8 protein-coding genes are annotated in these 13160 nt (G+C 48.6%); 1 reads left to right on the top strand and 7 read right to left on the bottom strand.

Annotated elements, in window-relative coordinates; all coding sequences use genetic code 11:
• Positions 1–51: 51 nt before the first annotated feature.
• The 7 genes from ACYVB1_RS18330 to hflK form a co-directional block, all read right to left on the bottom strand.
• Complete coding sequence (locus tag ACYVB1_RS18330; RefSeq protein ID WP_460925254.1) at positions 52–2025, bottom strand: fructose-1,6-bisphosphatase; 1974 nt, start codon at positions 2023–2025, stop codon at positions 52–54.
• A gap of 152 nt (positions 2026–2177) precedes the next feature.
• The gene (locus ACYVB1_RS18335; RefSeq protein ID WP_460925255.1) at positions 2178–2912 is read right to left on the bottom strand and encodes an MIP/aquaporin family protein; all 735 of its coding nucleotides are present in this window, start codon (positions 2910–2912) and stop codon (positions 2178–2180) included.
• 3 nt (positions 2913–2915) lie between these two features.
• Complete coding sequence (gene glpK, locus ACYVB1_RS18340; protein ID WP_460925256.1) at positions 2916–4427, bottom strand: glycerol kinase GlpK; 1512 nt, start codon at positions 4425–4427, stop codon at positions 2916–2918.
• Positions 4428–4450: 23 nt separating this feature from the next.
• On the bottom strand, positions 4451–6019 hold the full coding sequence (locus ACYVB1_RS18345) for a glycerol-3-phosphate dehydrogenase/oxidase (RefSeq protein WP_460925257.1): 1569 nt from the start codon (positions 6017–6019) through the stop codon (positions 4451–4453).
• A gap of 372 nt (positions 6020–6391) precedes the next feature.
• A complete protein-coding gene (locus ACYVB1_RS18350) occupies positions 6392–7198 on the bottom strand; it encodes a polysaccharide deacetylase family protein (protein WP_460925258.1) in 807 nt (268 codons plus the stop codon).
• Between the two features lie 36 nt (positions 7199–7234).
• On the bottom strand, positions 7235–8173 hold the full coding sequence (hflC, locus tag ACYVB1_RS18355) for a protease modulator HflC (protein ID WP_460925259.1): 939 nt from the start codon (positions 8171–8173) through the stop codon (positions 7235–7237).
• Between the two features lie 3 nt (positions 8174–8176).
• Positions 8177–9154: an FtsH protease activity modulator HflK gene (gene hflK / locus ACYVB1_RS18360; protein WP_460925260.1), complete on the bottom strand. Its 978-nt coding sequence runs from the start codon at positions 9152–9154 to the stop codon at positions 8177–8179.
• Between the two features lie 773 nt (positions 9155–9927).
• On the opposite strand from hflK, the gene ACYVB1_RS18365 reads away from it, so the two are divergent.
• Entirely contained in the window at positions 9928–12522 is a 2595-nt protein-coding gene (locus ACYVB1_RS18365) for a phosphoenolpyruvate carboxylase (RefSeq protein WP_460925261.1), read from the top strand.
• The last annotated feature ends 638 nt before the right edge of the window (positions 12523–13160 follow it).

Genomic DNA, 13160 nt, shown 5'->3' on the forward strand with positions numbered 1-13160 from the left:
GTTCTGCTACCACCTATGCTGCGCATAAGCCTGAAATCAAACAGCCCCTTTCTAGCTAGCGAAAGGTTGAAAACGCTCTGTCAGAAGGCCTGACCTGTAACAGCTCAGCAACTCCTTGAGGTCTTCAATCAAATCCTTGATCTTATCCCCATCCCTGATGTCGGCCACTTTCAAAGGTTTGTCTGAATAGGAATACAGCGTTTCGCTAGACAGAATATCCAGCTCATCCTCTATCGCTTTTTCTGTGGATTCGAAAGGTAAGTGTGCGATTAGCTGCTTTCCCTGCTCATCATAAATGAGGGTGTAGCCTGCAATACCTGTCTGCTCCTGGTACGCCTTGGCAAAGCCACCATCAATCACGATGAGTTTCCCGTTTGCCTTGATCGGGTTCTCCCCTTTCTTGACCACTACCGGCACATGACCATTGATAATGATGGAGCTGTCGGGGTCCAGTCCGAAGTTCTGCAGTATTTTACTACAGGTAACAGGGCTATCCCTGTACTGGTAATAGTAGCTTTTCGCTTCCTTATGAATAGAGGTGTCTTCTATAAAATAGCGTTCGAAAGTCGTCATTTTGTCTTTCCCGAATAAGGGCGACTGGGGGCCTGACCACAGGTACCACATCATGTCTACCGCCAGTTCATTTTCAGGGGTTCCCTCCACTCCGGAAAAAGCTTCCCGGGCCACTTTGTCCAGGAAGTCCAGGTACGCTTTGCCTTTCAGTTTTTTTCCCAGCATCTCTACCACAGCAAGGTCTCCGTTTTCATCAATCGGGATGCTCCCATGAAACAGCAGGCAGTCGTTTGAGATATGGTACATGGCGCCTTTTTCAAACAGGAACTGCACATGTTTTCGCAGTCTGCTGCTCTGCTGAAACGACTCGGAAAGCTTTGCAACAAGGTCCTCCTCTTCTCTGGACAGCCGGGTGGGGTCTTCCGGATCAATGGTGGGGAAAAACGTATCCCTCAACCTGTATGTCCTGTTATCAATTTCTATTTCACCTGTGGCAAAGTTGATGTTCGACAGCATCTTCCTGTGCCCAAGTCCGAAGTCAGGCCTGCGCTTAATGAGCTGTTCCTCCAGCTTAAACTGAATAACACTGATGGCTTTGTGCATGATGCGGTTCAGCCAGTGTTCGCTCTCATTCAGCAAATCTTCTGGGTTTACCTTCGGGTTAAAGATGAGGCTTTTGTCTTCTTTATAATGCTCCAGCGCAAAGGATGCCAGTGGTATCAGGTTAATCCCATAACCCTTTTCTAAGGTGTCGGTGTTGGCATAGCGGAGGGAGAGCCGTATAACATTCGCCATACAGGCCAGGGATCCCGAAGCAGCCCCCATCCACACAATGTCGTGGTTGCCCCATTGAATGTCCACAGAGTGATATTCCATGAGGCTGTCTACTACCGTTTCAGCGCCTGGGCCACGGTCGTATATGTCACCTATCACATGGATTTTAGAAACGGCTATCCGCTGAATAAACTCTGCCAGCGCGATAATTAATTTCTCGCAGGCACCAATCTCCATAACCGTTTGCAACACCGTTTCATTGTAAGCCTGCTTCCTGTCCCCCTGCGCCTTCCCCTGGAGCAACTCTGCTATGATAAGCCCATACTCCCGCGACAAGAGCCTGTCAATTTTTCTTTTGGTGTAGATGGCTGTCAGCTCATAGGCTATGGAGACCAGCCTTTTGATAGTGTCGGTGTAAAAGTTCTCCCAATCCGGATTTTCCTTTTTTACAATCTGCAGCTTCTCCTGCGGGTAATAAACCAGGAATGCCAGTCTTCGCAGGTCCTTCTCGGCCAGTTCTGCACCAAACAACTCCACTATTTTCTGGCGTATCAGCCCGGAACCGTTTCGGAGCATATGCTGAAAAGTTTCATGCTCCCCATGAATATCGCTGATAAACAGTTCAGGGCTTTTGGGGAGGGACAATAATGCTTCGAGAAGAATTATTTCCTTTCCGACCTGTGCCGCGTTGGGAAAGCGATCGGAGAGTAACTTCAGGTATTTGGTGTCATTTTTCATAAGCCATCAGGAGTCAGGACTCCTTTTTATCTTTTCAGCTTCGTAATTCCATTCAAAATGTTTACGATAGTTGAAAATACCAGTCGTGCAGGCGTAAAAGAAAGTCGAAGTTCTGACCCGAATGTTTTACTGAAGGGCGAAGCCGAAAGGCATCAAATTTTGATAAAAATAAAAGCTAATGCTGCTAGAACTGCTCCCAGTAATGGCCCTACAACAGGCACCCAACTGTAAGCCCAATCGCTGTGGCCTTTGCCACGGATAGGCAGGAGCCAGTGTGCTATCCTGGGGCCTAAATCTCTTGCCGGATTAATGGCATAGCCCGTAGTGCCGCCCAGCGAAAGCCCGATAACCCACACCAGAAAAGCAACCGGAATAGCCCCTAAAGAACCCAGGCCTACAGGGGTGTTATTTTCGTCGCCAATAGCTGCAGGCGTAAAGAAAAGAATGACAAATATGAGAACGAACGTACCGATGATTTCACTAATCAGGTTGACAGGGTAATTCCGGATGGCGGGACCCGTTGCGAAAACAGCCAGCTTTGTATGCTGCTCAGGCGTCAGGTCAAAATGGTCCTTGTGCATCAGCCAGGCCAGAGCAGCGCCCGTAAAGGCTCCAAAGAGCTGCATCAGCATATACGGCAATACGTTTGCCCACTCAAACTGGCCAGCCAGCGCCAGGGCCACGCTTACTGCAGGGTTTAAATGCGCGCCGCTGTAGGGGCCGGCTACCGCCACACCTATAAATACCCCGAGTGCCCAGGCTGTGGTAATGACTATCCAGCCACCTCCGTGCCCTTTGGTGCCATGTAACACCACATTCGCTACCACGCCTGCCCCCATCAAAATGAGCAAAGCCGTTCCGATGTATTCTGCTAATAAAGGATGCATGGGCTATTGCTTTAGGTTTGCTGCCCAGTTTTTCGCCCGCCCGATAGCTTTATGCCATGATTGCAGGTTGCGATCTACCGTTTCAGCATCCATCTTAGGTTCGAACACATCATCCTGCTGCCCAAGCGCCCTGAGCTCATTTATATCCTTCCAGTAGCCAACCGCGAGCCCGGCCAGATAAGCGGCTCCCAACGCTGTCGTTTCGCGCATCTTTGGTCGTTTTACAGTACAGTCTAAGATGTCTGCCTGGAACTGCATCAGGAAATTATTTTCTGTAGCTCCACCGTCCACTTTAAGCTCCCGGGTAGGCAGGTTGCTGTCTTTTTCCATGGCTTTCAGCACATCGTATACCTGGTAAGCAACAGATTCCAGTGCCGCCCTGGCAAAATGTGCAGAGGTTGTGCCGCGTGTAATACCAAAGAAGGCACCTCTGGCATCCTGGTCCCAGTACGGTGCTCCCAGGCCGGTAAGGGCAGGCACAAAATATACACCCTCGTTACTGGCCAGGCTAGTGGCCAGCGCTTCACTCTGCCGGGCATGGTCTATTATTTTTATGCCATCCCGAAGCCACTGGATAGCAGCTCCGCCAATAAAGATGCTGCCTTCAAGCGCATAGGCTACCTTTCCGTTTATTTTCCAGGCTATGGTGGTCAGCAGCTGGTTTTGTGACTTCACAGGCTGCTCTCCTGTGTTCATGACAAGAAAGCAGCCGGTGCCATAAGTAGTCTTCGCCATTCCTGTCTCCAGGCAGAGCTGCCCAAACAACGCTGCCTGCTGATCTCCTGCAACGCCCGCTATCGGTATTTTGGCAGAGAACATTCTGCCTGAAGTAGTGCAAACCACCTCACTGCTCGACTTTACTTCAGGCAGGAGACTGGCTGGAATATCAAACAGGTCCAGCAATTCCTGGTCCCACTGCTGCTCATGAATGTTGAACAGCATGGTGCGGCTGGCATTCGTGATGTCTGTATAGTGTTTGCTACCGTTAGACAGTTTCCATATCAGCCAGCTGTCTACTGTTCCGAAGCAGACTTCTCCTCTGCCTGCTTTTTCCCTGGCACCCGCTACATGCTCCAGTATCCACTTAATTTTGGTGGCGGAAAAGTAAGCGTCTATTACCAGCCCGGTCTTCTCGTTGATCATACTCTCCAGCCCCCTGGACTTTAGTTCGTTACAATAAGTTGCCGTTCTCCTGTCCTGCCACACAATGGCGTTGTAGAGTGGCTCACCTGTATTTCTATCCCATAAAATAGTTGTTTCCCTTTGGTTTGTGATGCCGATACCTGCTATGTCATAGGCAGAAAGATTGGCTTTTGTAATGGCTTCGGTTGCTACTGCTACCTGCGAGGACCATATCTCCAACGGGTCATGCTCCACCCAGCCCGGCTTTGGAAACTTTTGCTCAAAATCACGCTGCGCATCGGATACAATGCTGCCCTGCCGGTTAAATACAATAGCTCTGGAACTGGTTGTTCCCTGGTCGAGCGCAAGCAAAAACTGCTTTTCCTGATTCATGGTCTGGTAGGTTATGTAGGGATTTACTCATTGATTAAATACCGGCTCGCCAACTGCTGAAAGGACAGGATTTCGCTTTGCTCCCAGGCCTCACTAAGGCCCAGCTCCTCCCGCATGATCTTCGCCACTTCAGGGGCTATCTCTATGGCAGCCTGTGCATCCAGAAAGAGTATTCTCATCCTCCTGGCTAACACATCCTCCACCCTGAGTGCCATTTCGTTTCTGACCATCCAGACCACTTCAGCCCGCGTGTGGGGGTATTGCGGGTGGAGCTCCTGCCCTAATGCGGGATGTTCCGCTATCAGGCTTCTGATACCTGCTGCATCGCTGCCATAAACCGAAAGATGCCCCTCCCTGTTGGTGGTTTCACTGTAGCCATGCAGCCTGATAGACCGGGAGGCGCTTGCTGCTACTGATATGTTTTTTAGTTTCGCGAAGGCCTCTACGGTGTCTTCCCCCATCTTCCGGAAGGTTGTCCATTTTCCCCCGATAATAGAAATCAGGTGGCTGTCTGCTATGGTCACTTTATGGCTGCGGGAAATCTCTTTTGTCTTCGCCCCTTCTGCCCTGGGTGCCGCCAGCGGTCTTAGCCCCGCATATACTGCCAACACATCCTGCCGGGTAGGCTGCCTGACAAGGTATTCGCCACAGGTTTCCAGTATAAAATCCACCTCCTGCTCCAGTGCCCTTGGCTCTGCTTTCGTCTCTTTCACAATAGTATCTGTGGTACCCAGTACCATCTTCCCATACCAGGGAATACAGAAAAGTACCCTTCCATCTGATGTTTCGGGAATCATCAGGGCATCCTGTCCTCCTAAAAAAGAAAGGTCCAGCACCAGGTGTGCGCCCTGGCTGGGGATGATGGACCGCAGCGCTCCCGGGTTATCCATCTGCAGAATCCTGTCCACAAATACGCCGGTGGCATTCACCACAGCTTTTGCTTTTACTTCATACTGGCCCTGCCCGAGCTGGTCTTTCACTTTTACACCGCTGAGGATACCATTTTCATCACGGGTCAGGCCTGTTACTTCCATATAGTTAAGGACACAGCCGCCCATGTCGAAGCACGTCTGCGCAACATTGAGCGCCAGCCGTGCGTCGTCAAACTGCCCGTCATAGTACATCACCCCGCCTTTCAGGCCGCGTTGCTTTATGGTGGGAATTTTCCGGATGACTTCCTGTTTTGACAGCCACTTTGATTTGCCAATTCTGAGGCTGCCAGCCATCAGGTCATATACCCGAAGCCCGACACTGTACTTAATCTGATTCCAGAGAGAGTAGACGGGTATGATAAAGGCCTGCTTTTTTGAAACGTGCGGGGCATTTTGCATCACCAGCCCGCGCTCTTTTAGCGCCTCCAGAACCAGCGTAACATCGCCCTGCGCCAGGTAGCGCACGCCGCCATGCAGCAGCTTGGTGCTTCGGCTGGAGGTGCCAATGGCAAAATCAGCTTTTTCGAGCAGGACAACAGACAATCCCCTGGAAAGTGCATCCAGCGCCACACCTAAGCCGGATGCGCCTCCTCCAATCACCACCAAATCCCATGATTTCTGGTTATCCTTTAGTTCTCTTATGCCCCTGGCCCTGTTCACATCTTTAAATCTTTTCGTTTATCTGACCTATTTACAAAATATTCATAACCATAAGAGAAACAGGAAACTACAGGAGTAAGTGGAAAACCAATGGGTTGAAGCATTCTTGCAGCCTCTCTTTTACCTGAGCAGCATTAACATATTTTAATTTATAGTTTTATCTCTAAAACAGAAAAGAAAATATAGAATAATTTTAATGTGGTTTCTTTAAGCCATGTCTTCTTCCTGTTTGCAACTTATATAAAAGTAAAAGCCCGGGTAAGTGGAGATCTACCCGGGCTTTTAGCGTGATGAAAAATAAAGTACCTGCTTCCGGTAAACGGACCAGGCTCAATATGTAAAAAAGGATCTTTCTGCTCCTGGTGCAGCAAACTAACCGTTCGCCTTTTTAGCTGAATCTGCTGTTTTGATGTACTTTGCGGCTTCTATGAAAGTAGGGTTCCAGATTTTCTTTTCATTGTCCTTCAGAAAACGCAGCAGTTTGCGGTGAGACTCAAGGGAAACGTTCAGGGAGTGCTCTCCACCCACGCCATGGAAAAGGAATACAATCATGCTGTTTTTCTGCATCGCCTCTTTTACCAAAGCAATCAGCTCCTCTCCGGACTGCCCGTTGACAACATAGGAGCCTACGTTGTACAGGTCTGTCGACTTGTTAAGTTGCACCATTTCACTGTGTACCCCCCGTGCTGCCACAAAATCACCTTTGATAGTATCTATATAAGATACCTCTCCGACTTTTGTATCCCCGCATGGGTAAGCAAAGGTGCGTTCCTTCTTTCCGTCAAGTGTCTGCAGCACGCTGTTGGTCATTCTTATCTCATCCGTTAAACGGCGGAGAGAATAGGTAGACAAATCATAATCTGCGGTAACAAAACTTCTTCCGGGCTGACTTCCATCACAGGGGTGAAAAAGAGTATGATTCGCTAATTCGTGCTTGCTGGCTGCTACCTTTTTCCAATCCGCTATTCGCTGTGTAAAACCCGGGAAAGCAGCCGTTAAATAAAATGTCCCTTTCAAACCCAGGGAATCCAGAGCGGGAACAGTGTTGTCCAGGTGTACATTGAGGGCATCGTCATAAGTCAGTACGACAGCAGCCTGCTTTTTATTCCAGCTTTGTGCAAAAACAGATACACTGCACAGGCACAGCAAGAAAGCAAGGGTTCTTTTAAAGATTATCATGTTGTTTATAATGTTTGAATTGAAGTTGCCAGACGCTTAGTTCCCTTTTTTCAGGTAGCGGTAAAGTTCGGAATCGGTAGAGAGAATGATACTTGTTTTTCCGTCAAAAGACTTCTCCAGGGCCTCCATAGACCTGAGGAAACTGTAAAGTTCTCTTGCCTGTGCATTTTTGTTATAAGCTGCCGCGTAAATAGAGGTGGCCTGTGCGTCGGCCCGCCCTTGTATCACCTCTGCTTCCCGGGTAGCTTCAGATTGTATCTGGGCCAGGTCACGCTCTTTGTTACCTTCTATCTTCCGTGCCTCGCCCTGCCCTTCAGACCGGAACTGGTCAGCAATACGGTTTCGTTCGCTCTTCATCCTGTCATACACACGGTCCCGCACTTCGTCCACATAATTCATGCGCTTAAAGCGGAAGTCGAGGATCTGAACGCCAAGGTCTGAGGTTCTTTCATTTGCCCGCTGCAGGATCAGGGCTTCAATCCTGTCTCTGCCCACGCTAATCTTTTCCAGGTTTTCGAGGTCTTCCATAAAATCCTCTTCCACCTCTGGCTCACGATTAGTAGACCGGACAATGTCCAGCAGGTCGTTGCTGGCTATGGCATTGCGGGTCTCGCCATCCAGAATGTCATCGAGCCTGGACTGCCCGGAACGCTCATCGCGCAGGCGGATAAAGAACTGTAGCGGGTTGGTAATTTGCCAGCGGGCATAGGTATCCACGAAAATGAACTTCTTGTCTTTTGTAGGCACCTGGTTGGCGTCACCGTCCCATTCGAGGTAGCGCTTGTCAAAAAACTGTACTTTCTGGATGATGGGTATCTTATAATGCAAACCAGGTTCAGTGCGAGGGGCACCTACAGGCTTGCCAAACTGTGTCACGATGGCCTGCTGCGTCTCGTCCAGCACAAAGATGCTGCTGAAGGCCAGCGTCAGGAGAGCAACGGCGGCTAAAAGCGAGAGTATACTTCTTATGTTCAAGGTTTATTGCTTTTGAGGCTGATTATTCAGATTTAGTAAAGGCAGCACGTTATTGCCGTTTTCATCCACGATAACTTTATCGCCGATCTTTGGCAGTAGTCTTTCCATTGTTTCGAGATAAAGCCGCTTTCTGGTTACTTCAGGTGCCTTCACATACTCCTCGAAAAGGGAATTGAAGCGGGCGGCCTCGCCGGTGGCCACATTCACTCTTTTAAGGGCATAGGCTTCTGCCAGCTGTATCGTTTCATCGGCCTCTCCACGCGCACGTGGAATAATACGGTTATATTCCGACTCGGCCTGGTTGATGAGTGTTTCACGTTCCTGCTGCGCCTCATTCACGGCATTAAAAGACGGCTTTACGGGGTCCGGCGGGTTCACGTCCTGCAGCACGACCTGGTCAATGCGAATACCGTTCTCATACTCATCGCACATGCGCTGCAGGAGCACCTCCACACTGGTTGCCACCTCCTGCCGCCCCACTGTCAGGACTTCGTTTACGGTTCGGTCTCCGACCACTTTCCGCACCGCAGACTCTGACATGTCACGCAGCGCCTTATCGGCATTCCGTACCCGGAACAGGTAGCGGTAGGAGTCTACAATACGGTACTGCACTACCCACTCCACATCCGCCAGGTTCAGGTCGCCGGTCAGCATCAGCGACTCGTCTGCAAAACCCACATTCGCATATTGTGTAGTAGTGCCAGGCTCTACGGTACGAAAGCCGAACTCCTGTTTCAGCTGCCGCTGCACCGGTATCTTTTCCATTTCTTCTATCCCAAACGGCAGAATAAAATGAAGCCCAGGCTCCACCGTCCGGTCAAACTGGCCCACATACAGCACCACCCCTTCTTCCTCTGGTCCAACTGTTTTAATGGAAGTGAATACAATAATGAGCAGCACCAGGCCAAGAAGTATCTTACGGTAGTGCTTGCTGAGCAGGAACATGTAGTATTGTAGCCTGTAGTTAGATTCTTCTGCCATGGGCGCGGGCATTGGTTTGTACACGACAATTTACTAAAAATTGTGAGAAGCCCTAGCCCTTGTTTGGGTTGTAGTGCAATGTTCTCCTGCCATTTTACTAAATCCCATAACAAAGTATCAACTCAAGCAAAGAAGTTAAACGACTTAGTCCCTTGCCCACTTCTGTGCCTTTCAGTCTCTCTCCTTCTGGGTCAGCTTTCTGAATATCATTAAGATGGTTTGTTTTGTAACTTATGGTTAAAGTTGAACCCACACAGTAGTTCATGTTAGTGTGTGCCAGGTTGCCTTAACTTAAAATTTCAAATACCCGTTTAACGAAAACTGGTTGTTGATATTTTGAAAGAAAAGGTATGATATTCTGACTATCACTTCCTGCAGGCCACCTGTGAACTCCTTATTCAATACTTCATCCAGCTTACCCGGGAGAAGCCAAATGCCAGCTTCATGTATTGTTAAAAGAGAAGATAGCTGCCTCATGCTGGTTGTGTGGATGAAGCGCCTGCAAGGAGGCTTCCTGACCCTTAAAACGAACGGCACAAACCCTGTTTTAGAAGCTTTTAGCTACAAACAGCGTAAACAGAAACACGAAGAAAGAAACAGGACGGTTTGGAGTCTCCGATGAAAAAACTAAGCCCGTTTATGACCTTTGTAATAGCAGAACACACATTCTTAACATGCTAAATATTATCAAAAAGGGTATGCAATTGCAGGAATAATAACTAAAACTTCATTATATTGCGATAATCACAAATTAAAGCATCATTAAAACATATTTGAAAAGACGAATACACATGGATGGTTCTGCCAACAGCACATTAGAGGTTTACAATAAGCAAGTAGGTCTCCGGTTTCAATTGTACAACAGTTTATTCACTGCACTTCCCTTCCACCGGATGGAAAGAACCGGAGTATTGCTGACTATATTCCTGTTACACTGCGAAGAAGGCTTCAGTAAAGAACAGAGTCCGGTTGAAATAATAGACACATTTTTTAAGCAGCATACTTCCTATAAGGAAGACAAGGAAATGCTGGACCTGCTGTTCCGGTTTGTGCAGTACAATGAGCGCCAAGTCGTTTTGTTTGATGCCCTGGAGGATGCCGCATACCGCGACATTCACGACATGCAGGGCCCTGGAACATTGAAGCACCTGCAGTCGGAGGTACAGCAGAAGCAGAACCATGCCGAGCTGAAAGAAAAGTTGAAAGACTTTTCTGTTCGTTTGGTGTTAACCGCCCACCCTACGCAGTTTTACCCGAGCGAGGTGCTCGGCATCATCAACGACCTGTCGAAAGCGATGATGAACGACAACACCTCGCAGATAAACAGTTACCTGCGGCAGTTAGGTAAAACGCCTTTCTTCCGGAACGAAAAACCAACTCCTTATGATGAAGCCGTAAACCTTATCTGGTACCTTGAGAATGTTTTTTACCCGGCTGCAGGCCATATCCTGACCTACCTGAAGAACCAGTTCCCAAACGAGGTAAGCAGCAAGAACCCTCTTATCCGATTCGGTTTCTGGCCAGGTGGCGACAGAGACGGCAACCCTTTTGTAAACGCAGGCATCACCCTCAGAGTAGCAGAAGCGCTGCGGGGAGCTGCCCTTAAATCCTATTACCTGGATGTACGCCGGCTAAAGCGGCGTCTGACTTTTAAGAACGTGCTGAACGTGGTGGTAGCGCTGGAGCAGAAGCTTTATAACAACCTGTTCGTGCCCAACCATGAGCTGGATATCTCAGGCGAGGAAATCATACAGACACTGGTTCAGATTCGCACCACCCTCATAGAGGAGCACAACAGCCTGTTCCTCCAGCTGGTTGAAAACCTGTTGCGCAAAGTAGAGTTATTCGGGCTTTATTTCGCTGCCCTGGATGTCCGGCAGGACAGTTCTGTTCACGCGGAGCTGCTGCAAACTATAGCTGACACGACAGATGTGTTGCCGGCTGATTATGCTGACCTATCGGCAGAGGAAAAAATAGCTGCGTTGCTGGAGAACAGGAAAACAGTTGATCCGTCAGCTTTTGAAAACGAGTTGCACCGTGATGTACTGGAGAGTATGGCCGCCATCAAAACCATTCAGGAAACAAACGGAGAACAAGGTTGCCACCGCTACATCATCAGCCACAGCACCAGTGCCCTCGATATCCTCAGTGTGTACGGTCTGCTTACAATGAGTGGCTGGGGGCACGAATCGCGGAGCGTAGACATTGTGCCGCTTTTTGAAACCATAGACGACCTGCGAAACGCTGGTGACGTGATGGCTGCTTTATACCAGAATGAGGTATACCGCCAGCACCTTCATAACCGGGGCAACATCCAGACCATCATGCTAGGCTTTTCGGATGGCACCAAAGATGGCGGGTACCTGATGGCCAACTGGGGCATTTACAAAGCGAAAGAAGAGTTAAGCGCCATTTCGAAGCAATACGATGTGCAGGTCGTATTCTTCGACGGCAGAGGAGGCCCACCGGCAAGAGGCGGCGGACGTACGCACCAGTTCTATGCTTCTATGGGACCTAACATTTCGAACAAGGAAATTCAGCTGACGATACAGGGGCAAACTATCAGCTCGAACTTCGGAACAGTGGATGCCGCACAGTTCAACATAGAACAGCTGATGCATGCCGGCATCCATAGTGCGCTCTTTGCCTCTAAAGACGGCACGCTAACTTCAGAGGAGGAGGAACTGCTTTTAGACCTGTCGAAGGAGAGTTTTGAGAAGTACAATACCCTAAAGAACCACCCGAACTTCCTGGAGTATATGCTTTATGCCAGCCCGCTGCGCTACTATGCGGAAGCGAACATTGGCAGCCGTCCTTCAAAGCGCAAGCCAGGCAAGCTTAACCTGAACGACCTGCGTGCGGTGCCGTATGTGGGCTCCTGGAGCCAGCTAAAACAGAACCTGCCAGGTTATTACGGTGTCGGAACAGCACTTCAAAGAGTGGACGCAGCGGGTAAATGGGAAGATGTAGCCAAACTTTACAAGCGCTCCCTGTTCTTTAAAACACTGATAGACAACTGCGAAATGGCCATGACAAAATGCTTCTTCCCGTTAACTGCATTCCTGTCGACCCACCCGAACTATGGCGAGTTGTGGAACATGATTCATGATGAGTTCCAGCTGACAAAGAGCTATATCCTGCGCCTGACAGGAGCTGTTGAACTGATGGAAGACAAACCGATAAACTTACAGTCGATACAAATGCGCCAGCGGATTGAGCTTCCGTTGCTTACCATCCAGCAATATGCGCTGACAAAAATCAGGGAGATGGAAGAGCAAGGCCAGCAAAGTGAGTATAAACCGAAATACGAGAAACTGGTAGTGCGCTGCTCTTTCGGCATCATTAATGCGGAAAGGAACTCAGCATAATGAGTAGAAACATTTGATTTAAAAGTAAAGCTGCCACCCATACCGGGGTGGCAGCTTTACTTTTAAATCAAATGTTCTGGAACGGCGGCACGCGTTAGCTGCCGGTTTCTACCCCTACCATCCTGTTTTCACACAGGGCACTCCGTCCCGGATTAAAAAATCAGCGTCTTCGTGGGTGAAGCTATCACGGAATACTCCCCCAATACCTGGCTGTTACTTGATATAACGAAGTTACCTGTTATCTAAAACCTTTGATAACAACTAACCGATGCACTACCCTGGGAAATGTCTCTTCATCAAGACATAATACACCTTTCGTTGATCGCGCTTTTCCTCTTCCACTACACCAGATGTTCTAACAAAGGATTGGCAACTTCATTACTTCTGCTCCTGCACATGCTCATCCTATCCTATAGGGCTTACATTTTCTAAGAAAAAATCAAAAAATTTATCTTTGCGAACCTTGCAAGTTGATACCACCTTTTGCACCTCTATTTTCACAAAAATATATACAAAAGGTATTTTTTTTGCTGAATTTCTATCTAAAAATGCAGTTGCGATACAATATCTATAAAGAATAATTTGTTTTTTGGCGTTTCCTGTAGTAATTTATGCATTCGTTTACACGAATAAGTTAA

The organism is Pontibacter brevis, from assembly GCF_054779655.1.